The sequence below is a fragment of the Microbacterium helvum genome (assembly GCF_014779795.1).
Classification (GTDB): Bacteria; Actinomycetota; Actinomycetes; order Actinomycetales; family Microbacteriaceae; genus Microbacterium; species Microbacterium helvum.
On the sequence record NZ_JACXZS010000002.1, the window covers coordinates 285,742 to 308,106 of the forward strand.

19 protein-coding genes are annotated in these 22,365 nt (G+C 70.5%); 1 reads left to right on the top strand and 18 read right to left on the bottom strand.

The window, feature by feature from the left end; translation table 11 throughout:
* Positions 1–4: 4 nt before the first annotated feature.
* From pyrF to IF188_RS04535, 10 genes are all read right to left on the bottom strand, one after another.
* Positions 5–847: an orotidine-5'-phosphate decarboxylase gene (pyrF, locus tag IF188_RS04490; protein ID WP_191170587.1), complete on the bottom strand. Its 843-nt coding sequence runs from the start codon at positions 845–847 to the stop codon at positions 5–7.
* Entirely contained in the window at positions 844–4,131 is a 3,288-nt protein-coding gene (carB, locus tag IF188_RS04495; protein ID WP_191170588.1) for a carbamoyl-phosphate synthase large subunit, read from the bottom strand. Before carB ends, pyrF begins: the two co-directional genes overlap by 4 nt.
* Positions 4,131–5,288, bottom strand: a complete 1,158-nt coding sequence (gene carA / locus IF188_RS04500; protein ID WP_191170589.1) for a glutamine-hydrolyzing carbamoyl-phosphate synthase small subunit — start codon at positions 5,286–5,288, stop codon at positions 4,131–4,133. The genes carB and carA overlap by 1 nt, the downstream gene beginning before the upstream one ends.
* The gene (locus IF188_RS04505) at positions 5,285–5,794 is read right to left on the bottom strand and encodes a PH-like domain-containing protein (protein WP_191170590.1); all 510 of its coding nucleotides are present in this window, start codon (positions 5,792–5,794) and stop codon (positions 5,285–5,287) included. The genes carA and IF188_RS04505 overlap by 4 nt, the downstream gene beginning before the upstream one ends.
* A complete protein-coding gene (locus IF188_RS04510) occupies positions 5,791–7,101 on the bottom strand; it encodes a dihydroorotase (protein ID WP_191170591.1) in 1,311 nt (436 codons plus the stop codon). Before IF188_RS04510 ends, IF188_RS04505 begins: the two co-directional genes overlap by 4 nt.
* Positions 7,098–8,093 (bottom strand): aspartate carbamoyltransferase catalytic subunit, encoded by a 996-nt coding sequence (locus IF188_RS04515; protein WP_191170592.1) that lies wholly within the window; start codon positions 8,091–8,093, stop codon positions 7,098–7,100. The genes IF188_RS04510 and IF188_RS04515 overlap by 4 nt, the downstream gene beginning before the upstream one ends.
* A 10-nt stretch (positions 8,094–8,103) precedes the next feature.
* Positions 8,104–8,637, bottom strand: coding sequence for a bifunctional pyr operon transcriptional regulator/uracil phosphoribosyltransferase PyrR (pyrR, locus tag IF188_RS04520; RefSeq protein WP_191170593.1), 534 nt, complete (start codon positions 8,635–8,637; stop codon positions 8,104–8,106).
* A 138-nt stretch (positions 8,638–8,775) separates the two neighbouring features.
* Positions 8,776–9,306 (bottom strand): DoxX family protein, encoded by a 531-nt coding sequence (locus IF188_RS04525; RefSeq protein ID WP_191170594.1) that lies wholly within the window; start codon positions 9,304–9,306, stop codon positions 8,776–8,778.
* A 160-nt stretch (positions 9,307–9,466) separates the two neighbouring features.
* The gene (locus IF188_RS04530; protein ID WP_191170595.1) at positions 9,467–11,035 is read right to left on the bottom strand and encodes a Rieske 2Fe-2S domain-containing protein; all 1,569 of its coding nucleotides are present in this window, start codon (positions 11,033–11,035) and stop codon (positions 9,467–9,469) included.
* 101 nt (positions 11,036–11,136) lie between these two features.
* A complete protein-coding gene (locus IF188_RS04535) occupies positions 11,137–14,409 on the bottom strand; it encodes a DEAD/DEAH box helicase (RefSeq protein ID WP_318152777.1) in 3,273 nt (1,090 codons plus the stop codon).
* A gap of 89 nt (positions 14,410–14,498) precedes the next feature.
* On the opposite strand from IF188_RS04535, the gene IF188_RS04540 reads away from it, so the two are divergent.
* Positions 14,499–15,461, top strand: coding sequence for a hypothetical protein (locus IF188_RS04540; RefSeq protein ID WP_191170597.1), 963 nt, complete (start codon positions 14,499–14,501; stop codon positions 15,459–15,461).
* A gap of 10 nt (positions 15,462–15,471) precedes the next feature.
* Here IF188_RS04540 and nusB read toward each other — a convergent pair whose 3' ends face one another.
* The 8 genes from nusB to aroC form a co-directional block, all read right to left on the bottom strand.
* The gene (nusB, locus tag IF188_RS04545; protein WP_191170598.1) at positions 15,472–15,882 is read right to left on the bottom strand and encodes a transcription antitermination factor NusB; all 411 of its coding nucleotides are present in this window, start codon (positions 15,880–15,882) and stop codon (positions 15,472–15,474) included.
* A 3-nt stretch (positions 15,883–15,885) separates the two neighbouring features.
* Complete coding sequence (efp, locus tag IF188_RS04550) at positions 15,886–16,446, bottom strand: elongation factor P (protein WP_191170599.1); 561 nt, start codon at positions 16,444–16,446, stop codon at positions 15,886–15,888.
* A 132-nt stretch (positions 16,447–16,578) separates the two neighbouring features.
* Positions 16,579–18,390, bottom strand: coding sequence for an oleate hydratase (locus IF188_RS04555; protein WP_191170600.1), 1,812 nt, complete (start codon positions 18,388–18,390; stop codon positions 16,579–16,581).
* Positions 18,391–18,512: 122 nt separating this feature from the next.
* Positions 18,513–18,971, bottom strand: a complete 459-nt coding sequence (aroQ, locus tag IF188_RS04560; protein WP_191170601.1) for a type II 3-dehydroquinate dehydratase — start codon at positions 18,969–18,971, stop codon at positions 18,513–18,515.
* Between the two features lie 9 nt (positions 18,972–18,980).
* Positions 18,981–19,511 carry a GNAT family N-acetyltransferase gene (locus IF188_RS04565; protein ID WP_191170602.1) on the bottom strand — a complete coding sequence of 177 codons (531 nt, stop codon included), beginning with the start codon at positions 19,509–19,511 and terminating at the stop codon, positions 18,981–18,983.
* A complete protein-coding gene (aroB, locus tag IF188_RS04570; protein WP_191170603.1) occupies positions 19,508–20,584 on the bottom strand; it encodes a 3-dehydroquinate synthase in 1,077 nt (358 codons plus the stop codon). The genes IF188_RS04565 and aroB overlap by 4 nt, the downstream gene beginning before the upstream one ends.
* A complete protein-coding gene (locus IF188_RS04575) occupies positions 20,581–21,111 on the bottom strand; it encodes a shikimate kinase (RefSeq protein WP_191170604.1) in 531 nt (176 codons plus the stop codon). Before IF188_RS04575 ends, aroB begins: the two co-directional genes overlap by 4 nt.
* Positions 21,095–22,339, bottom strand: coding sequence for a chorismate synthase (aroC, locus tag IF188_RS04580; protein WP_191170605.1), 1,245 nt, complete (start codon positions 22,337–22,339; stop codon positions 21,095–21,097). The genes IF188_RS04575 and aroC overlap by 17 nt, the downstream gene beginning before the upstream one ends.
* Positions 22,340–22,365: the final 26 nt, after the last annotated feature.

Here is a 22,365-nt window from a genome sequence, read left to right on the forward strand (position 1 = left end):
GCGTTTACCCCGTCACCGCGGCGGTGTACAGCGCAGCGCGCTCGGCGATCCGGGCGGCGATCCCGTCGGGGCCGGTCGAGAGGATGCTGCGGCTCTCCGACGCGATGACGGCATCCGAGAGCGCCCCGAACCGTTCGCGCAGATGCACCGGCTCCGCACCCTGATGACCGAATCCCGGGCCGAGGATCGGGGCGACCGGCGAGAACGGCCGGAGGCCGGCATCCCGCCAGTCCACCGTCCCGCCGATGACGAACCCGAGGCTCGCCCACTCCCCCTCGGGGGTCGTGCGGGCGTTGCGTTCGGACACCTCGCGGACGATCTCGGCCGCCACGGTCGTGCCGCCGGACGACTGCGCGCCCTGCAGCGGCCGCGCGTCGGTGTTGCTCGTCGCGGCGAGCACGAAGACGCCCTTGCCGTGGCGCTCGGCGAGAGCGAACGTGCCCTCCAGCGCCCCGACGCCGAGGTACGGGCTGGCCGTCATGGCATCGGCCTCCAGCGGCGATCCGGGCGTGAGCCACGCCTCGCCGTAGGCGTCCATCGTCGAGCCGATGTCGCCGCGCTTGGCGTCGGCGATGATCACCAGTCCGGCGTCGCGGGCAGCGGCCAGCACGTCCTCCAGTGCTGCGAACCCGGCCGATCCGTACCGCTCGAAGAACGACACCTGTGGCTTGACGACGCCCACCCGGCCGGCGGCCGCCTCGACCACGCGCAGCCCGAACTCGCGGGCGGCGGCGGCTGAGGCATCCATCCCCCACTCGGCGAGCAGGTGCGCGTGCGGATCGATTCCGACGCACAGCTGTCCGTGCGACCCGAAGGCCGCACGGACACGCTGCCCGAACGAGGTCATGCGCGTGCCTGCCGATCGAGCGCGTACTCCTGGAGGCTCCTCACCCCGAAGCCCTCGCGCAGCACCGGAAGTGCGCTCACCGCCGCGCCGAGGACGGCCATGGTGGTGAACAGCGCCTTGTCGCCGGCGACCGCGGCGGCGCGGATCTCGTAGCCGTCCGCGCGCGCGGCACCGCCCGACGGGGTGTTCACGACGATGTCGATGTCTCCCGCGTTGATGAGGTCGACGATGTTCGTCGCACCCGACTCCTGGGTCTCGGAGTACTTGCTCACGACCTGGACGTCGATGCCGTTGCGGGCGAGGATCTCGGCGGTGCCCTCGGTCGCGACGAGGTCGAAGCCGAGCTCCTGCAGGCGGTGGGCCGGGAGGATCACGGCGCGCTTGTCGCTGTCGGCCACCGAGATGAACACCGTGCCCGACTGCGGCATGCCCCCGTACGCGGCCTCCTGCGACTTCGCGAACGCGGTCGGGAAGTCGCGGTCGATGCCCATGACCTCGCCGGTCGAGCGCATCTCGGGGCCGAGGACGGAGTCGACGGTCTGCCCCTCGCGGGTGCGGAACCGCTTGAAGGGCAGCACGGCCTCCTTGACGGCGACGGGGGCGTCCAGCGGCACCCGGGAGCCGTCCTGCTCGGGCAGCAGGGCCTCGGCCTTCAGCTCGGCGATGGTGGCGCCGGCCATGATGCGCGACGCGGCCTTCGCCAGCGGGATGCCGAGAGCCTTCGACACGAAGGGCACCGTGCGGCTCGCGCGCGGGTTCGCCTCGATCACGTAGAGAACCCCCGCCGAGATCGCGAACTGGACGTTCAGCAGTCCACGCACGCCGACGCCCTCGGCGATGGCGCGCGTCGCCTCGCGGACGCGATCGATGTCGGTGCGGCCGAGGCTCACCGGCGGGAGCGTGCACGACGAGTCGCCGGAGTGGATGCCGGCCTCTTCGAGGTGCTCCATGACGCCGCCGATGTACAGCTCTTCGCCGTCGAACAGCGCGTCCACGTCGATCTCGATCGCATCGTCGAGGAAGCGGTCGACCAGGAGCGGCAGACCCGGGCCGATGATGGCCTGATCGGCGATGCGCACGAAGTAGTCGCGCAGCGCCTCGGTCGAGTAGACGATCTCCATGCCGCGGCCGCCGAGCACGAAGCTCGGGCGCACGAGGACGGGGTAGCCGATCTCTTCCGCGACCGTGACCGCGCCCTCGACGTCGATCGCGGTGCCGTTGCGGGGCGCCACGAGGCCGGCGTCATCGAGCAGGCGCGAGAACAGCTCGCGCTCCTCGGCGAGGTCGATCGCGGCCGGCTTCGTTCCGAGGATCGTGTAGCCGGCGTCTTCGATGCCCTTCGCCAGGCCCAGCGGCGTCTGACCGCCGAGCTGGCAGATGACCCCGAGGATGGTGCCGGACTGCGCTTCGGCGTGCAGCACCTCGAGGACGTCCTCGAGCGTCAGCGGCTCGAAGTACAGGCGGTCGGAGGTGTCGTAGTCGGTCGAGACCGTCTCGGGGTTGCAGTTGACCATGACGGTCTCGTACCCGGCGTCGGCGAGGGCGAACGACGCGTGCACGCACGAGTAGTCGAACTCGACACCCTGGCCGATGCGGTTCGGACCCGAGCCGATGATGACGACCTTGGTGCGCTCGGACGGCGTGACCTCGGTCTCGAAGTCATAGCTGGAGTAGTGGTACGGCGTGAGCGCCGGGAACTCCCCCGCGCACGTGTCGACCGTCTTGTAGACCGGGCGCACGCCGAGTCCGTGACGGAGGCCGCGCACCTGAGCCTCGGTGTCGCCGCGGAGCTGAGCGATCTGAGCGTCGCTGAAGCCGTGCTCCTTCGCGACGCGCAGGGTGGCGGCATCCAGCTCCTCCGCCTTCGCCACGAAGTCCGCCACCTCGTTGATGAGGACGATCTGGTCGAGGAACCACGGGTCGATCTTGGTCGCCGCGAACGCCTGCTCGACGGTGGCGCCCTTGCGCAGCGCCTGCTGCAGCACCACGATGCGGCCGTCGGTCGGGGTCTTCGCGATCTCGAGCAGCTCGTCCGCCGAGCGCTCCTCGTCGCCCCAGTGGAAGCTGGAGCCCCGCTTCTCGAGCGATCGCAGCGCCTTCTGCAGCGCGGTCGCGTAGTTGCGGCCGATCGCCATCGCCTCGCCCACCGACTTCATGGTCGTCGTGAGCGTCGTGTCGGCGGCGGGGAACTTCTCGAAGTTGAAGCGGGGCACCTTCACGACGACGTAGTCGAGCGTCGGCTCGAAGCTCGCCGGCGTCACCTTCGTGATGTCGTTCGGGATCTCGTCGAGACGGTAGCCGATGGCGAGCTTCGCGGCGATCTTCGCGATCGGGAAGCCGGTGGCCTTGGACGCGAGCGCCGACGAGCGCGAGACGCGGGGGTTCATCTCGATCACGATGATGCGGCCGGTCTTCGGGTCCACCGCGAACTGGATGTTGCAGCCGCCGGTGTCGACGCCGACGGCCCGGATGATGTCGATGCCGATGTCGCGCAGCTTCTGGTACTCGCGGTCGGTGAGGGTCAGCGCCGGCGCGACCGTGATCGAGTCGCCGGTGTGCACGCCGACGGGGTCGACGTTCTCGATCGAGCAGACGACGACCGTGTTGTCGGCGGTGTCGCGCATGAGCTCGAGCTCGTACTCCTTCCAGCCGAGGATCGACTCCTCCAGGAGCACCTCGTTGGTGGGCGAGTCGTGCAGGCCGGCGCCGCCGATGCGGCGCAGATCCTCCTCGTCGTACGCGAAGCCCGAGCCGAGGCCGCCCATCGTGAACGAGGGGCGGACCACCAGCGGGTACCCGAGCTTCTCGGCACCGGCCAGCAGCTCGTCCATCGTGTGGCAGATCACGGAGTCCGCGACGTCCGCGCCGGCGTCGAGTACCAGCTGCTTGAAGATCTGGCGGTCCTCGCCCTTGTTGATCGCCTCGAAGTCCGCACCGATGAGCTCGACGCCGTACTTCTCGAGGATGCCGTGCTTGTGCAGGTCGATCGCCGCGTTGAGCGCGGTCTGGCCGCCGAGGGTCGGCAGGATGGCGTCGGGCTTCTCCTTGGCGATGATCGTCTCGATCACGCGCCAGTTGATCGGCTCGATGTACGTGGCGTCGGCGAAGTCCGGGTCGGTCATGATCGTGGCCGGGTTGGAGTTCACCAGGATGACGCGCACGCCCTCCTCGCGGAGCACACGGCAGGCCTGCGTGCCGGAGTAGTCGAACTCACAGGCCTGGCCGATGACGATCGGGCCGGATCCGATGACGAGGACGGAGTTGATGTCGTCGCGCTTGGGCATTACTTCGCGGCCTTCTTCTCGAGGTTCGCGACCACGAGGTCGCGGAAGCGGTCGAACAGGTAGTTGGCGTCGTGCGGGCCGGCGGCGGCCTCGGGGTGGTACTGCACGGAGAAGGCGGGGATGTCGAGCGCGCGCAGGCCCTCGACCACCTGGTCGTTGAGGCCGACGTGGCTGACCTCGACGCGGCCGTAGCCGTTCGGGCTGTCGAACTCTCCCTCGACGGGCGCGTCGACCGCGAAGCCGTGGTTGTGGGCGGTGATCTCCACGCGACCGGTCGACTTGTCGAGGACCGGCTGGTTGATGCCGCGGTGGCCGAACGGCAGCTTGTAGGTGCCGAGGCCCAGCGCGCGGCCCAGCAGCTGGTTGCCGAAGCAGATGCCGAAGAACGGGAGCCCGTCGTCGAGCACGCCGCGCAGCAGGTCGACATGGTCTCCCGAGGCCGCCGGGTCGCCGGGGCCGTTGGAGTAGAACACCGCGACGGGGTCGATCGCGCGGATCTCGTCGATCGTCACATCCTGCGGGAGCACGTGCACGTCGAAGCCGCGGGCCGCGAGGTTGTCGACGGTCGCCTGCTTCACGCCGAGGTCGAGCACGGCGAGGTTGCCGATGCGCTCGCCGGTGGCCGGGGTGACCTCGGCGGCGGCGACCGACACCTCGGCTGACAGGTTCTGGCCGGCCATCTCGGGCGCCTCGCGCACCAGGCGCAGCTGCTCTTCGGCGTCGAGGGCGGCGGCCTCGCCCGAGAAGATGCCGCCGCGCATGCTGCCCGCGGAGCGGATGTGACGGGTCACGGCGCGCGTGTCGATGCCGCTGATTCCGATGACCCCGTCGTTCACGAGCGCGTCGTCGAGCGACTCGTCGGCGCGCCAGTTGGACACCACGCGGGAGGGGTCGCGCACGATGTACCCCGAGACCCAGATGCGCCGCGACTCCGGGTCCTCGTCGTTCATGCCGGTGTTGCCGATGTGCGGCGCGGTCTGCAGCACGATCTGACCGGCGTACGACGGGTCGGTGAGGGTCTCTTGATACCCCGTCATGCCGGTGGCGAAGACGACCTCGCCGAGCGTCGTGCCCTGGGCGCCGTAGGAGCGGCCGACGTGGCGGGTGCCGTCCTCGAGCACGAGGACGGCGGGGGCGGTCTGGAACAGGGAGGTCATGCGTTCGTTCCCGTCTGGTTCGGGGGAAGGATGCCGGCCACGGCGTCCGCGAGGGCGCGGGCCGAGGCATCCTGTGGGCGAAGGTAGGAGTCGACGACGGTGCCGTCGTCGAGGCGCCACGCGAGGCGCACGAGCCCGTCGGGCTCGACGACGCGGTCGATCGCGACGGTCGACTGACCGACGTCGGCGATGCGGTCCGCGGCGAGGAACACGCGGGGCTGGCCGGTGAGGTCGAGCGCGACGCCGGCGTCGGTCACGGTGACGTCCGATCGGGAGCGGAACCCGAGACCGGCGATCGCGAGCCGCTCGAGCGGGTCGCCGTGCCGCGTCGTGGCGACGTACAGCGCCGCGAACTCCGCGAGCTGGTGCGCGCCGCCCGGGATCTCGCCGACCGGCGCGGAGAACGCCGCGTCGCGCCGCGTTCGTCGCCACCACGCCCACACGAGCGCCGCGAGCAGACCGACGGCGACGGCGATCATGATCGCCAGGGCGCCCTCGCGGGTCATGCCCGCACTCCCGGAGCGTCGAGCAGAGCGCCGTCGGCGACGGTCACGGTGCCGCGGTGCAGCGTCCAGCGCACGTCGCCCGGCAGCTCGCGGCCGAGGTACGGCGAGTTGACACTGCGGCCGCGAAGGTCGTCGGTCGTGAACGTCCGGCGCGGCGACGGGTCGTAGAAGGCGAGGGATGCCGGCTGCCCTGCGGTCAGCGGCGTCCCGTGTCCTTCGAGCCGGCCGATGCGCGCTGGCTCGCGCGACATGATGCGCGCGACGTCGCCCCAGGTGATGAGGCCGGTGTCGACCATGGCCTGCTGGACGACGCGCAGCGCGCTCTCCAGCCCCACCATGCCGTTGGCGGCCGCGTGCCACTCGCACGCCTTCGCCTCGGCCGGGTGCGGCGCGTGGTCGGTCGCGACGATGTCGATCGTGCCGTCGGCGAGGCCCTCACGCACCGCGAGCACGTCCTCTTCGCGGCGCAGGGGCGGGTTGACCTTGAAGCGTGCGTCGTAGTCGCGCACGAGCTCGTCGGTCAGCAGCAGGTGGTGAGGCGTGACCTCGGCGGTGACGTTGACGCCCCGCTTCTTCGCCCACCGGATGATGTCGACCGACCCCGCTGTCGAGAGGTGGCACACGTGCAGGCGCGAGCCGACGTGCTCGGCGAGCAGCACGTCGCGCGCGATGATCGACTCCTCGGCGACCGCGGGCCAGCCGGCCAGGCCCAGCTCGGCCGAAACGGCGCCCTCGTTCATCTGGGCACCCTCGGTCAGACGCGGGTCCTGCGCGTGCTGGGCGATGACGCCGTCGAACGCCTTCACGTACTCCAGGGCGCGGCGCATGATCAGCGGGTCCCACACGCAGAAGCCGTCGTCGCTGAAGACGCGCACACGGGCGCGCGAATCGGCCATCGCACCGAGCTCGGCCAGGCGCTCGCCCTTCTGCCCGACGGTGACGGCGCCGATCGGCTGCACGGTGACGAATCCGGCGGCCTCGCCGAGGGCGAGCTCCTGCTCGACCACGCCGGCGGTGTCGGCGACGGGCGAGGTGTTCGGCATCGCGAAGACGGCGCTGTAGCCTCCGGCGGCGGCTGCGCGCGACCCGGTGAGGATGGTCTCGGATGCCTCGTACCCGGGCTCGCGCAGGTGCGTGTGCAGGTCGACCAGACCCGGCAGCAGCACCAGGCCGTCGGCGTCGACCACGGTCGCGCCGGCGCGGCTGAGGCCCGGACCGATCTCGGCGATGACACCGCCGTCGACGATGACGTCGGCGGCCGTGGTGCCCTCGACCAGCGCTCCGCGGAAGAGGAGGGTCTCGCTCATCGGGTGTTCTCCTTCGCTGTGCCGGCGGGGGCCGTGGTCTCGGTCGTGGGGGCGTCCGCACCCGCCAGCAGCAGGTAGAGCGCGGCCATGCGCACCGAGACGCCGTTGGTCACCTGCTCGAGCACGGTCGAACGGGGCGAGTCCGCGGCTTCTGCGGAGATCTCCAGACCCCGGTTCATCGGGCCGGGGTGCATGACAATGCTATCGACACCGAGTGCGTCCAGGCGGCGGGCGTCGAGCCCCCATCGGCGCGAATACTCCCGTTCGGTGGGGAAATAGGCGGCGTTCATGCGCTCCAGCTGAATGCGCAGCATCATGAGCGCGTCGGGGCCGGCGGCGATCGCGTCGTCGAGGTCGTAGAGCACCTCGACGGGCCACCCCGTCACGTCCTGTGGGACGAGCGTCGGCGGTGCGACGAGCGTGACCTCGGCGCCGAGGGCGGTCAGCAGCCACACGTTCGAGCGCGCCACGCGCGAGTGCAGGACGTCGCCCACGATGGTGACCTTCACCCCGGCGAGGTCGCGGCCTCGGCTGTCGTCGCCGAAGCGGCGCTTGCGGATCGTGAACGCGTCCAGCAGCGCCTGCGTCGGGTGCTCGTGCGTGCCGTCCCCGGCGTTGACGACTCCGGCGCTGATCCAGCCGCTCGTGGCGAGCGTGCGCGGAGCACCGGACGCGCCGTGGCGGATGACGACGGCATCCGCCCCCATCGCCTGCAGCGTCTGCGCCGTGTCCTGCAGGGACTCGCCTTTCGAGACGCTGGAGCCCTTTGCCGAGAAGTTGATGACGTCGGCCGACAGCCGCTTGGCCGCGGCCTCGAACGAGATGCGCGTGCGCGTGGAATCCTCGAAGAAGAGGTTCACGACGGTCTTGCCGCGCAGCGTCGGGAGCTTCTTGATCTCGCGACGCTGGGTGTCGGCCATGTCTTCGGCCACGTCGAGGATGCGCAGCGCGTCCTCGCGCGCGAGCGTCTGGGTGTCGAGCAGGTGCCTCATGATCCGGACCTCACCGCCCCTCGATCGTGACGGACTCTTCGCCGTCGTTCTCGTGGAGCAGCACGTTCACGCGCTCTTCGCGGGAGCTCGGCAGGTTCTTGCCCACGAAGTCGGGACGGATCGGGAGCTCGCGGTGCCCACGGTCGACGAGCGTCGCGAGACGCACGGCGGCGGGGCGGCCGATGTCCTGCAGGGCGTCGAGCGCCGCGCGGATGCTGCGACCCGAGAAGAGCACGTCGTCGACGAGCACCACGACCTTGCCGTCGATGCCGCCGTCGGGGATGTGGGTGCGCTGCGGCGCACGCGTCGGGTTGCGGTGCAGGTCGTCGCGGTACATCGTGACGTCGAGCGCCCCGATCGGCACCGCAGTGCCGCCGAACTGCTCGACGAGCGCGCCGATGCGATTCGCGAGCGTGACGCCGCGAGTGGGGATGCCGAGCAGAACCAGGCCATCGGGTCCCTTGTTGGACTCGAGGATCTCGTGCGAGATCCGAGTCAGGGCCCGGGCGATGTCGGCCTCGTGCAGCACGATGCGCGTGCTCATCCGCCGCTCCCTTCTCCGCCTCACGGGACGGTGTTAAAGGTTGCTGTGATCGCCGACCAGTCTACGCCACGGGGCCGCCGGCCCAGAAACGCGAACCGGGGCGGATCGTCACGATCCGCCCCGGTTCCGTGCTCAGAGTCACCGTGGGCGCGGTGCCGAGCGGAGGGCGCGGGATGCCACGACCAGCGCCGCGGCCACCAGGACGACGTCCTTCAGGATGTACTGCGCGGTGAGCGTCGGCGCGGGCGTGAACAGGTCGGCCGTGAAGAACACCAGCGGTGACAGGATGCCGACGAACGTCACCGCCAGCAGGGCCAGCGCGAACCGCTGGAACACGCCGATCACGAGCAGGATGCCGACGACGGACTCCATCGCCGCGGTGAGGGCCATCGCCGGGTAGCCGGTGACGATGCCGAACGACAGGGCGTCCCACGTGCGCACCACGAGCGCTTCGATGGGGCTCACGCCGGGAAGGAACTTCAGCGCGCCGAACACCAGGAAGACGAGGCCGAGCGAGACGCGCAGTGCAGGGATGCTCCAGCGCTCGAGGAACGCCTTGACGGCGGCCTCCGCACGGACTGCGGCGGCGAGGGCCGCACGCAGCGGCGTGGTGCGGCGAGCGGGGGTGGTGACGACGCCGGCGGCGCCGCGGACGGGAACGGTGGTCATGACGGGCTCCTTCGAGTTCTGATCGCCCGTCTGGCGGGCACGGTGATCAGGACGCGATCCCGAGCACGGTGATACTCCCCCGGCCACATTCGGCGCCGCCATACAACGAAACGCCCGCGTGCGCGGGCGTTTCCTTGTGCAAGTCCTACAAGTCGTGGTGTCAGGCGGCGGGTGCGGCCGACTCTCGTTTGTGCTCGACCTGGGACGCCCGGATCGGATGCCCCTGGCTGGTGAGGCATCGGCCGGACGCGAGATCCCACTTCCAGTCGTGCAGCGAGCACGTCAGGACGCCATCCTCGATCTTGCCGGTCTTGGTGAGATCGGCGCGCAGGTGTGGGCACCGGCGCTGAACGGTCCATTCGCCCAGCTGTGCGTCCTCGGTCTGGTCGGTCTGCTCCGAGTACCAGTTCTCCACATACTCGATGCGGTCGCGTGACAGGCACTTCAGGAAGGTCGTGAGGAACTCGTTGAACTTGCCGCTGCGGCCGACCTCGAACTGCATCGACAGGAAGATGGAGTTCGACCAGTCGATCTCGTGGTCGCGGATGTTCGTCGAGACGAGGTCGGCGGGGATCGTGTACCAGTAGATGCACTCCTCCCCGTCGTACTCGCGCACCTTGGCCTTGGGGAAGTCCACGACCATGTCGAGGTCGCCGATCCGGAAGCGCACGTTGCCGCCGACGCCGTTGCGGATCGTGCGGGCGCGGCGCAGCAGCGGCTCCCACCACTCGCGGATCGCGGCCAGCATCTGCTCCGGCGGCAGCATGGGAGCACGGGACGCCTCCTCGGCGCGGATCTCGTCCTGACGGCTGTCGCGCTGCTCGGCGAGGTAGGTCCACTTGTCGTCGAAGATGCGGTCGATCTCGGCGTCCGTGTACAGCGTCTGCGTGATCGAGACCTCGCTGCCGACGATGTCGACGACCGTACCGGGGACGAACTCGTACCCCTTCTGGTCGGGGCGCTGCTCGCGCATGTGCGCGAGGAACTCTCGCTGGTCGGTGAAGATCGCGTCGCCGTCGAGTCCCTGGCCGTTGTAGCGGAACAGCTCCTCGCGCAGGAACATCGGCGGGCCCGCCATCGGGAAGACGTGCTCGGCGTCGACCTTCTCGATGTAGTACATCGCTCGCTTGTTCTGCGCATCGCGCTTGAGCTTCGCGAAGTTCTGCTTGGCGTCCTGCGGCAGGTCGTAGACCATGGGCCACCAGATCGCACCCGACACCTGCGTGAAGTACGCGTCCGGCTTCGAGAACGACATGAGCTTCTCAAGATCCAGCGGGTGCGAGTCGTTCTGGTTCAGGATGCTGGCGGTGCCGTCGTCGACCGACAGCGACGAGTCGCCGATCGGGCCGTCGCTGGGCGCGCGCAGCGGCGTCACCATGAGCTTGAGGGGCCCGAACTCGAGCGGCACGCCGGCCTGGGTGTAGACGATGTTGTCGTAGCCGAGCGCGCGGAGATCCTGCTCCAGGTCGTCCGTCGGGTACTCGGGCAGCAGCACCTTGATGCTCTTCGGCACGACCCGCTCCATGAGCGCCGGGTCGAAGTGGTCGCGGTGGCGGTGCGAGATGTAGAGGAAGTCGGCGTTGCCGAACCGCTCCCAGTCGAGGCCGCGGTTGTCAGGGAACGGGAACCACGATCCGAAGAACGTCGGGCCGATCACCGGGTCGCAGAGGATGCTGCCGCCCGCCGTCTCGATGAACATTCCGGCGTGGCCGAGGCCCGTGACACGCATGGGAGGCCCTCCTCTTTCCTGCAGACGATCGGTGGAACCCGTCGATTCTAGGCGAGGCCGTCGGTGAGAGCGGGGCGCCCGGCCGTGCAAAAGCCAACGGCTCAGTCCTCGAACAGCCCCCGGATGTCGTCGGCGGTGAGCGCCTTGCCGAACAGGGCGTCATCGTCCAGCACCGCGCGGAACAGCCGCGCCTTGCGCTGCTGCAGCGCCATGACCTTCTCTTCGATCGTGCCGTTGGCGATCAGGCGGTAGACCATCACCTTGCGCTCCTGCCCGATGCGGTGCGCGCGGTCGACGGCTTGCGCCTCCGCTGCGGGGTTCCACCACGGGTCGAGCAGGAACACATAGTCCGCCTCCGTCAGCGTCAGCCCGAAGCCGCCGGCCTTCAGGCTGATGAGGAAGACCGGCGCCTCTCCCCCGCGGAACGCGGCGATCGCGGCATCGCGGTCTCGCGTCGAACCGTCGAGGTACGCGTACGGGATGCCTCGCGCCTCCAGCTGCGCGGCGGCGAGGCCCAGGAACGACGTGAACTGGCTGAACACGAGCGCGCGGTGGCCCTCGGCGAGCACTTCGTCGAGCTGCTCGAACAGCGCCCCCAGCTTGCTGGGCGCGATGTGGGCATGCGCGGGATCGACGAGCTCGGGCGCGAGGGCCAGCATGCGCAGCAGCGTGAGCGAGCGGAACACGATGAAGCGGTTGCGGTCGAGGTCATCGAGCAGCCCGAGCACCTTCTGCCGTTCGCGTTGCAGCACGGTGTCGTACAGGGCGCGGTGCGCGGCGCCGAGCTCGATGCGCACCTCCTGCTCCTGCTTGGGCGGCAGGTCGGCCGCGACCAGCTGCTTGGTGCGGCGCAGCACGAGCGGGCGGATCCGCCGACGCAGCCGGGCCAGCCGTCCGGCGCGGTACTGGCCGCCCTCCTGGTTCTCGGGCACCTTGCCCTTCTCGATCGGTCCCACGTACTCCTCGCGGAACCGGCGCGCCGACGCGAACAGCCCAGGAGCGGCGAGTGACAGCAGCGCCCACAGCTCGGTGAGGCTGTTCTCCATCGGGGTCCCCGTGATCGCGAACACCACGTCCGCGGGCAGGTCCCGGGCCGCGCGATAGACCTTCGTCTGGCTGTTCTTGACGAATTGCGCCTCGTCGAGCACGAGCCCCGCCCACTCGACCGAGCCGAACTCGCGCTCGTCGAGTCGCAGCAGCGTGTACGAGGTCACGACGATGTCGGCGGATGCCGCTGCCTCCGCGACCGACGCCCCGCGCTTCGCGCGCGTGGCGTCGATCACCTCGACCCGCAGGCCGGGTGTGAACCGGGCGGCTTCGCCGCGCCACGTCGAGAGCACCGAGGTCGGCGCCACCACGAGGAACGGTCGCGCCTCGCCGTTCTCCTTCGCGTGCGCGACGAGCGCGAGCAGCTGCAGCGTCTTGCCGAGGCCCATGTCGTCGGCGAGGATCCCGCCCAGCCGGTGCTGCCACAGGAACGAGAGCCAGTCGAAGCCCTCACGCTGGTACGGCCGAAGCTCGACCTGCAGTCCTGCGGGAACCGGCGTCGCCGGAACCGACTCGACCTCCCGCAGCGCGTCGACCGTCGCGCGCCACGACACCGCCGGCAGCGCCTCATCGGCCAGGTCCTCGAAGTCGGCCCAGAGAGCGGTCTGGTATCTGCTGATCCGCGGCCCCGCCTCCCACTCGTCGAGGTCGCCCGCCTCGTCGATGAGGTCGCGCAGGCGCTGCAGCGACGGGTGCGACAGCGAGAAGTAGGCGCCGTCGCTCAGCAGGATCTTCTTGCGTCCGCGCGAGAGGGCGGTGAACAGCGTCCCGAACGGGATCGTGCGGCCGTCGATGGACACCACGACCCCCAGATCGAACCAGTCCGCATCGGTCGTCTCGACCGTGCTGATCTCGATGCGCGGATCGCCCGCCAGCTCGCGGTAGCGCGGCCGCTCGCCCGTGATCTCGACGTCGACGTCCGGGTCGGCCTCCAGCACGGGAAGCAGCACCGACGCGAACTCCGCGGCCTCCAGCCCGATCAGGGTGCCCGATGCCGCGAAGTCGACCGGCGAGCGGTCGCGCCACAGGCCCTCGACGCGCGAGCGGATCGCGAGCTCGGCCGCCTCATCGCGGTCCTCGCCGGCGGTGCCGAGCCCGAGCAGTCCGCCGTCGCCGTACCGCCACGCCAGCGTGAACACGATGCGATGCGCAGGCTCGAAGCGCACGAGCACCGCCAGGCGGGGCCGAGCCGGCGGCGGAAGATCGATGCCGGGCGCCGCGACCGCGATCCGCCGGGCAAGGCGCGGCAGATGGTCGCGCACGAACTCCGCCGAGTCCGCGTCGGGCACCGTGACGACCTCTCGCGCCGCGAGCAGTGCAGGCACCGGGTCGGGAAGAGGGACCTCGGCGAGGATCAGCGCGATCTGATCGCGCTCCACCGAGAACCGGTACAGGCCGGTGCGGCCCACCGGGCGCAGGGTGGCGGCATCCACTCGCTCCCCGTCGATCTCGACGACGGGCGTGACATCCAGACCGCGTGCGGTGCGACGGGCCTCGAGAGCGACGCTCGCGTCGCCGGCGAGTTCCACCGTCGTGCCGCGGCGGGTCGGGACGATCGGGATGCCGCGGTCCGAGGCCGCGGCCAGGTGCGGCCACAGCAGACTCGACTCGATGTCGTCCAGGGTGAGCCACTCCGACACGTCGGAGAACGCCCCGAACGAGCGGACGTCGCGTCCGATGCTGTGCAGTTCGGCGAACCACCGCGCCTGCGCAGGCTCGTACACCGTGTTCGGCCGGCGCAGCGTGTCCCACGACACCCCGCCCTTGATCCACGCCGCCGATCGGCCGGACCGCTGCAGCGGCCGCAGCCCGACGAGCACATCGTCGCCGAACTGGTGCAGGCCGCGCGGGGTCGCGGTCTCGATGCGGGCGGGCGCCCACGTGGAGGTGCCGCGGCGGACGCGCTGGCGCAGCTCGACGCCCAGCGCGAGCGGCGTGTGCGCGTTCGACCCGCTCGGCGTCGGCGCGAAGAGGGTGCGCCAAGACGTCTCGGCGGAGGGCGTCGGCGCCGCCTGCGCCTGCCGGTTGCCCGCCAGCAGCGTCGCGACGGTGTGCTTGCAGTCGAACTGCACCGGGCACGTGCACGACGTCGCCGCAATCGGGCGATCGGCGCGTTGCGTATCGAGACGGACGCGACTGCGGTACGCGCGCAGACCGCTGCCGGCGACGGAGGCGTCGAGCACCGACGCGACCGGGTCCCAGGTCAGCCGCTGGACGGCGCCGTCGGCGAAGTACGCCACCCCGCGCTCGTACGTGCCGCTGTCGGTGAACCGCCGGATATGCGCCGGGTCGACGAACGGCGGCGGTTCGTTGGTCGGCGGGGTCACAGCATCCATCCTGGCAAGTCCCGCCGACACGCGCGCCCGTGTGGCGACCGGCGTGTATCTCGGGGCGCCGTCAGAGCCTCACGGCATGCGTGAGGGGATTCCTGGGGCTGATCACGAACTTCAGCATGCCGCGGCTCAGCCGCTGGCTCATCGTCACGTCCGTCGCCCTGCTGACGGCCTGGCTGCAGGCGCACCTGCTGCTGGCGGTGCTGCATGACGACGGCAGCACCGTGCGCAACGCCATCACCGTGTACGACGACCCGGCGGTGCGCAGCCAGGTCTCGGGCGGCGTCGACTGGCTGCTCGATCAGGGCGTCGCCGTCAGCGGAGCCGCCGAGGTGATCGTTCCGGTCCAGCAGCAGCTTCGGGCCGTCCTCGCCGGAGGGCGGATTCCGCCGGCAGCCGCGGATGCGATCACGGTCGCCCTCGTCACGATGCGCGACGATGCGCTGTCGCAGTTCGAGTCCAGCGCTCCGACCCGGGCCCTCGTGATCGAGCTCGGGCCCGTGCTGACCGGCTTCGGCATCGCGCTCCCGCCCGAGGCGGGTCAGCTGATCGGCATCTCCGGCCAGTTCGCCGTGCCGATCGCCGACGCCGCGAGCATGGAGGCCTGGCGGACGAAGTATCACTGGACGACGATCATCGATCGCTGGGGCCTGCTCGCGGGCGCGGTCGCCGGAGTCGTCGGCATCGTGCTCGCGCGTCGGCCGTTGCGGGCCTTCGCCGGCTGGCTGGTCGTCGGCGGAGCGGCGGCGCTTCTCGCGATCCCGCTCTTCGGCGTGCTGCACGACTGGCTGCTCGCCGGCGGTGCCGGTCCCTGGACGCCGCTCGTGGCGCCGCTGGTGACCTCGACGCTGTCGGAGGTCTCGCCGTGGCTGCTGCCGCTCGGCATCGCGGCCGTGCTCGCCGGGGCGGGCCTGGGCGGATGGCTGATCCTGCGAGGACGCCGGAGCGCCGCGATCGGCGCGACGGAGGCGCCGACCGAGCCGGGCCGCTCGGTGCACGACGCGGCCGAGACGGTCGGCGACGGTCAGCCCGCCGCAGCGGGCTGACCCCGCGATCTCAGGACGCGCGGGCGATCCCCGCGAGCACGCCGTGCACGAACGCGCCGGACTCGTCGGTCGAGAACTCCTTCGCGAGCTCCACGGCCTCGTCGATGGCGACGGCCGTCGGCACCTCGTCGTTGAACATGATCTCCCACACGCCGATGCGCAGCACGGCGCGGTCCACCGCGGGCATGCGGGCGAGCGTCCAGTCCTTCGAGAACGTGGTGATCTGCTCGTCGATCGCGTCGCGGTTGTCGATCACGCCGTCGACGATGTCGCGGGCGTACAGCCACGAGGCCTGGCGTGCGGGCTCGCCCGCGGCGCGCTTCGCCTCGGCGGCGAGGATCGTCGCAGGCTCGTCGCCGCGGACGTCGGCCTGGAACAGGATGTCGAGCGCGCGCTTGCGCGCCTTCGAGCGGGCGCTCACGCCTTACTTCTCGCGGCCGAGGTACTCGCCCGTGCGGGTGTCGACCTTGACCTTGGTGCCGGTCTCGAGGAACAGCGGCACCTGGATCTCGTAGCCGGTCTCGAGCGTGGCGGGCTTGGTGCCGGCCGACGAGCGGTCGCCCTGCAGGCCGGGCTCGGTGTACGTGATCTCGAGGATGACGGATGCCGGCAGCTCGATGTAGAGCGGGTTGCCGTTGTTGAGCGCGATCTGCACCTGCTGGTTCTCGAGCAGGAAGTGGGCTGCGTCACCGACGGTGGCGGCGCCGACGTTGAGCTGGTCGTAGTCCGCCACGTCCATGAAGACGAAGTTCTCGCCGTCGTTGTACAGGTACGTGAAGTCGCGGCGGTCGACGTTCTCGATCTCGATCTTGGCGCCGGCGTTGTACGTACGGTCGACGACCTTGCCCGACACGACGTTCTTGAGCTTCGTGCGGACGAACGCGCCGCCCTTGCCGGGCTTGACGTGCTGGAACTCGACGACACTCCACAGCTGCCCGTCGATGCTGAGGACGACGCCGTTCTTGATGTCTGCGGTGGAAGCCATGGGGTGAATCTGTCCGTTCGTCAGGGGAAGTCTTTCGGGGCAGGCGACGCGGGGCGTCACGATGCCGACAGGTCATTCTACGGGATGCCGCGGCCCGCGCCCCGAGCGCGGCCGCGGCATCCCTTCATCGCGTCACTCCACGGCGTCGTCGGACCGCTCGCGCGCGACCGTGCCGGCGTGCTCCGGGATGAGCCCGAAGTCGGTGAGCAGCAGGCCCATCTGCGAGTTGTCGAGCCTGTCGAGCAGCCGGCCCTTGAGGAAGTTCGGCCCGGGAAGGTCGACGGCGGCGCCGTCCCGCAGGCGGGTCGTCGCCTTCAGCAGGTAGCGGATGTCGTAGGTCGAGTTGAAGACCTCGGGAACGCCGCGGTCGATGCCGAGAAGCTGATACGCGGCCTCCATCGCCGTGCGCACCGAGTACTCCGTCGTGAAGATGCAGTCGCGCGTGGTCTCGGCGAACTGACCGATGAACGCGAAGTTCACGCTGCCCTCGGGCACCACCTGCGGGCGGTCCCCCGCGGTGCGCGGCATGAAGAACGCCGTCACGTACGGCATCATCACCGGCACGCATTTGGCGCCGGTCGCCGCGAGCTCGGGGATCTCGTCGACGGGCACACCCAGGTGGTACAGCCACTCCTGCGTGATCTCCTCGCCGGTGCAGTCCTGCATCGGCTTCTTGACGAAGTCGCCGGGCGTCTCGACGAACAGCCCGTAGACCCACACGACGATCTCGTTCGGCTTCTGCGCCTTGAAGTGCGGCTGCCGGTTGACCGTCCAGCTCATGAGCCACGACGAGTCGCGTGCCGTCACGATCCCGCCGGTGACGACCTTGCCGCTGAACGGGTCGCGCTGGGCGATCTTCTCGATGTACGCCGGGATGCGCTCGTCCACGGTCGTGACGGTGGCCGATTCCCACTTCGTCTTGTCGATGTCGCCGCAGAACACCTCGGGCCGGCCGAAGTCGTCGGACTTCGCCGCGATCCGCTTCCACAGGTCCCAGGCCGGGGCGGGGCCGTCCTTGATCACCGCCGGTGTGTGGTGGTCGCCGTCGTCGGAGTTCTCGGTGAGCGATCCGATCGTGACGAGGCACAGATCGTCGGGCCCGAGGTCGGTCCCGCCCACCGCGCCGTCGCCGGTCACCCAGTCGATGCGCGTGGCCTGCGTGCGGCCATCCTGGAAGTCGAACTGCACATCGGTCACGGTGTGCTCGAACCGGAAGGTCACCCCTTGGTCGAGCAGCCAGCGGTACATCGGCAGCACGAGCGACTCGTACTGGTTGTACTTCGTGAACTTGAGCGCCGACAGGTCGGGCAGGCCGCCGATGTGGTGCATGAAGCGGTGCAGGTACAGCTTCATCTCCAGGGCCGAGTGCCACTCCTCGAACGCGAACATCGTGCGCCAGTACAGCCAGAAGTTGCTGCCCAGGAACTCGCGGGTGAAGACCTCGTCGATGCGCTTGTGCTCCATCTGCTCGCGCGTGGCGAGGATGACCGAGACGATCTCCTTCTGGGCCTTGTCCGAGAGCCCGAACAGCTTGTCGGTGTGGGCGTCCTGACCCTGCTTCTCGGTGACGCGGCACAGCGAGTAGTTGGGGTCGTCCTTGTTCAGCCAGTAGAACTCGTCGAGCACGCTGGCGTCCTCGACCTCCAGCGACGGGACTGAGCGGAAGAGGTCCCACAGGCACTCCATGTGGTCTTCCATCTCGCGTCCGCCGCGGATCACGAAGCCCTTGTGCGGATACTCGATGCCGTCCAGCGCGCCGCCGGGCAACTTCAGCTCCTCCAGGATCGTGATGCGATCGCCCGACATCCGCCCGTCGCGGATCATGAAGATCGCGCACGCCATGTTGCCGAGCCCCGCGCCCACGAACCACGCCGACTTGTCGTCGACGCCTTCGGGCTTGCGCGGTCGCGCGAACGCCTCGTAGTTGCCGCTGCTGTAGTACATCCAGACCCCCCGATCGGACTGAGAGCGCCGGACGCGGGTGCGATCCGGCGTGCCTTCTGTCTATCGGATGCCGGCGCCGAGCGATACCGGCGGACGGGGGTTGCGGCGTCCGGCCTGCGGCGCTACCCCTCGGCCTGGCCGGTCAGGATGTCGATCAGCCGTGCCGCCGCGGTGGCGTAGCCCGCGACCCCCTCGCCGATGACGTGCACGACGGCGACGTCGGCGACATACGAGTGGTGGCGGAACTCCTCGCGCGCGGTCACGTCCGAGATGTGCACCTCGGCCACGGGAAGGCCGACGCCCGACAGCGCATCGCGCAGCACGACGGACGTGTGGGTGAGACCGCCGGGGTTGATCACGATCCCGGCGCAGTCCTCACGCGCCGCGTGGATCGCGTCCAGCAGGACGCCCTCGTGGTTGCTCTGCACAGCCCGGACCTCGAAGCCACGCCGGGCGGCGGCATCCACCGTCACCTGCTCGACATCGGCGAGCGTCTGCGTCCCGTAGACGTCGGGCTCGCGCGTGCCCAGCAGGTTGAGGTTGGGTCCGTTGACGAGCAGCAGGCGGCGGGGCGTGGTCACAGGGCCACCCTACAGATCCCGGGCCATCTCGATCTCGGGGCCGATGGGCCCGGTGAAGCTCACGCCCGTCGGCGCGAAGCCGTTGCGGCGGTAGGCGGCCTGCGCGCGGTGGTTGTCGGCGTGCACGTCGAGCGTCAGCCGGTTGAGACCCTGGGATGCCGCCCACGCGGCGGCCGCGTCGAACAGGGCGTCGACGGCGCCCGAGCCTCGGTGTGCCGGGTTGACGTAGACGCCGACGACGTCGGCGCGACGATCGTCGACGAAGCGCCCGACGTGGTCTGTCTGGCCGGTGGCGCGGATCAGCACCGACATGCTGCCCACCCACGCGTCCGCCGACTCGGCCACAAACTGCGCCGCGACGTCGCTCTCGGCGGCGCGGACGGTGCGGTCCCGCCAGAACTCGTCGGTGCGGGCGGCGACCTGCTCGGGAGTCTCGAGGAACGCGATGGCGGCATCCGGGTCGCTCGTCGACTCCAGGCGCAGCGCGCGCACCCGCGGCCATTCGTCGGCCCGTATGCGGCGCACCGCGGCGATGGTCACCCTGCGACCTCCTGATAGGCCGCGAACAGCAGCGACTCGTCGGGCGCCTGCAGCACCGTGGGCTTCGCGATGTCGTCCAGCACGATGAAGCGCAGCATGCCGCCGCGGCTCTTCTTGTCGCGCTGCATGGTCGACAGCAGCTGCGACCACGCGCCCGGACGGTAGCTCGTCGGCAGGCCGAGCGACTCCAGGATGTCGCGGTGACGCTGGGCGGCGGCATCCGGAAGGCGGCCGGCCAGGCGCGACAGCTCGGCGGCGAACACCATGCCCACCGAGATCGCCGCGCCGTGGCGCCAGCGGTAGCGTTCGGCGTGCTCGATCGCGTGGCCCAGCGTGTGCCCGTAGTTGAGGATCTCGCGCAGCCCGGCCTCGCGCAGATCCTCGCCGACGACGCGGGCCTTCATCTCGATGGCGAGCTCGATCGTGCGGCGGAAGGCGGCGCTCTGCGGATCGACGGCGTTCTCGGGGTCCGCCTCGACGAGGTCGAGGATCGCGGGCGCCCAGATGAACCCTGCCTTGACCACCTCGGCGTAGCCGGCGACGCGCTCGTTGCGCGACAGCGAGTCCAGCAGGTCGAGGTCGCACAGCACGGCGCGCGGCGCCCAGAACGCGCCCACGAGGTTCTTGCCCTCCGCGGTGTTGACGCCGGTCTTGCCGCCCACCGCCGCATCGACCATGCCGAGCACGGTGGTGGGCACCTGCACGACCTCGACGCCGCGCAGCCACGTGGCCGCGACGAAGCCCGCGAGGTCGGTCACGGCTCCCCCGCCGAAGCCGACGACGGCGTCGGTGCGCGTGAAGTCCGCCTTGCCCATGACCTGCCAGCAGAACGCGGCGACCTCGATGCGCTTGCCCGCTTCGGCGTCAGGGATCTCCGCCAGCAGCACCTCGCGGTCGCCGACGAGCTGCGCGCGCAGTCGCTCCGCCTGCTCGGCGAGCGTCGGCGGGTGGATCACGAGCACCTTGCGCGCTGCGGGGGGCAGCGTGTCGCCGAGGGACGAGAGGATGCCGCGGCCCACGGTGATGTCGTAGCTCGCATCGCCGCTCACGGTGATGGTGGTGGCATCCGTCACTTCGTCTCCTCGGGGTCGTTCTCGTCGCGCACCCACGCGACCAGCGCGTCGACGATGTCCTGGATGGGGCCGCTGGATGTGTCGAAGGTCACATCGGCGAGCTCCTCGTACACGGGGCGGCGCTCCTCGAAGATCGCCGTCCACCGTTCGATCGCGTCATCGCCCTGCAGGAGCGGCCGATTCGAGTCGCGCACGCGGCCGGCGACGACGCGAGGCGCGACGGTCAGCAGCACCACGCGATGGTGCCCGAGATCCGCGCGCGTCTCGGCGTGCAGCACGGCGCCGCCGCCGAGCGAGACGATGCCGCCCGACGCCAGCCCCTCCTGCACCGCGGCGCGCTCGAGGGCGCGGAAGTGCGCCTCGCCGTGTGCGGCGAAGAGCTCCTCGATCGGGCCGTGGTCGCGGACGACCGCCGCGTCGGTGTCGAAGAACGGCACGCCGAGGGCGCGGGCGGCCTTCTTGCCGATGCTGGTCTTGCCGGCCCCCATCGGACCGATCAGCACGACGGCGTCAGAGCGCGAGGTCATGGCTGACAGCGGCGTCGCCCGTCAGAGCGCTGTCGCTCTCGCCCGCGGTGCGCAGCGATGCCGGGATCGCCGCAAGGTAGGCGTCGAGGTTGCGGCGGGTCTCTGCGACGCTGTCGCCGCCGAACTTCTCCAGCACGACGTCGGCGAGCACGACGGCGACCATGGCCTCGGCGACGACGCCCGCGGCGGGCACCGCGCACACGTCCGAGCGTTGGTGGTGCGCCTGCGCCGCGTCGCCGGTGGCGACGTCGACGGTGTGCAGCGCGCGAGGCACCGTCGCGATCGGCTTCATGCCGGCGCGCACGCGCAGCACGGTGCCGGTGGACATGCCGCCCTCGGTGCCGCCTGCCTTGTCGCTGGAGCGGGTGATGCCGTCCTGCGCGGCGAACAGCTCGTCGTGCGCGGCCGAGCCTCGGCGACGAGTGGTCTCGAAGCCGTCGCCGACCTCGACGCCCTTGATCGCCTGGATGCTCATGAGCGCCTGTGCGAGCTTGGCGTCCAGGCGCCGATCCCATTGCACGTGCGAGCCGAGCCCGGGCGGCAGCCCGTACGCGAGCACTTCGACGATGCCGCCGAGGGTGTCGCCGTCCTTCTTGGCGGCATCCACCTCTTCGACCATCGCGGCGCTGGTGGCTGGATCGAAGCAGCGCAGCGGATCCGCGTCGAGCGCGTCGACGTCGTCAGGAGTGGGGAGAGCCGCGCCCGCGGGAACCTGCACGGGACCGATCGAGAGCGTGTGACTGACCAGGCGGATGCCGAGCTCGCCGAGGAACGCGCGGGCCAGCGTGCCGAGCGCGACGCGTGCTGCGGTCTCACGTGCGCTCGCGCGCTCGAGGATCGGGCGGGCCTCATCGAAGCCGTACTTCTGCATCCCGACGAGGTCGGCGTGACCGGGGCGGGGACGCGTCAGCGCGGCACCACGGCCGCGCGACTTGTCGGTGAGCTCGACCGGCTCGGGGCTCATCACCTCGACCCATTTGGGCCATTCGGTGTTGCCGATGCGCAGCGCGATGGGGCTGCCGAGGCTGTAGCCGTGGCGCACGCCGGACGAGATGGTCAGTTCGTCCTCTTCGAACTTCATGCGCGAGCCGCGGCCGTAGCCGAGCTTGCGGCGCGCGAGATCCGCCTGGATCGCGGCGCGCGAGATCGGGACGCCCGCAGGCAGGCCCTCCATGACGGCGACGAGTTCGGGGCCGTGCGATTCGCCGGCCGTGAGCACGCGGAGCATTGCTCCAGTCTCCCACGCCCCGGGAG

Bases quoted from the DNA above. Each gene is read 5' to 3' on its own strand.
- IF188_RS04505 (WP_191170590.1), bottom strand. From the start codon at position 5,794: ATGACCCGCGAGGGCGCCCTGGCGATCATGATCGCCGTCGCCGTCGGT.
- carA (WP_191170589.1), bottom strand. From the start codon at position 5,288: ATGACCTCCCTGTTCCAGACCGCCCCCGCCGTCCTCGTGCTCGAGGAC.
- efp (WP_191170599.1), bottom strand. From the start codon at position 16,446: ATGGCTTCCACCGCAGACATCAAGAACGGCGTCGTCCTCAGCATCGAC.
- IF188_RS04515 (WP_191170592.1), bottom strand. From the start codon at position 8,093: ATGAGGCACCTGCTCGACACCCAGACGCTCGCGCGCGAGGACGCGCTG.
- carB (WP_191170588.1), bottom strand. From the start codon at position 4,131: ATGCCCAAGCGCGACGACATCAACTCCGTCCTCGTCATCGGATCCGGC.
- IF188_RS04530 (WP_191170595.1), bottom strand. From the start codon at position 11,035: ATGCGTGTCACGGGCCTCGGCCACGCCGGAATGTTCATCGAGACGGCG.
- pyrR (WP_191170593.1), bottom strand. From the start codon at position 8,637: ATGAGCACGCGCATCGTGCTGCACGAGGCCGACATCGCCCGGGCCCTG.
- IF188_RS04510 (WP_191170591.1), bottom strand. From the start codon at position 7,101: ATGAGCGAGACCCTCCTCTTCCGCGGAGCGCTGGTCGAGGGCACCACG.
- IF188_RS04525 (WP_191170594.1), bottom strand. From the start codon at position 9,306: ATGACCACCGTTCCCGTCCGCGGCGCCGCCGGCGTCGTCACCACCCCC.
- pyrF (WP_191170587.1), bottom strand. From the start codon at position 847: ATGACCTCGTTCGGGCAGCGTGTCCGTGCGGCCTTCGGGTCGCACGGA.
- IF188_RS04555 (WP_191170600.1), bottom strand. From the start codon at position 18,390: ATGTACTACAGCAGCGGCAACTACGAGGCGTTCGCGCGACCGCGCAAG.
- aroC (WP_191170605.1), bottom strand. From the start codon at position 22,339: ATGCTCCGCGTGCTCACGGCCGGCGAATCGCACGGCCCCGAACTCGTC.
- IF188_RS04575 (WP_191170604.1), bottom strand. From the start codon at position 21,111: ATGACCTCGCGCTCTGACGCCGTCGTGCTGATCGGTCCGATGGGGGCC.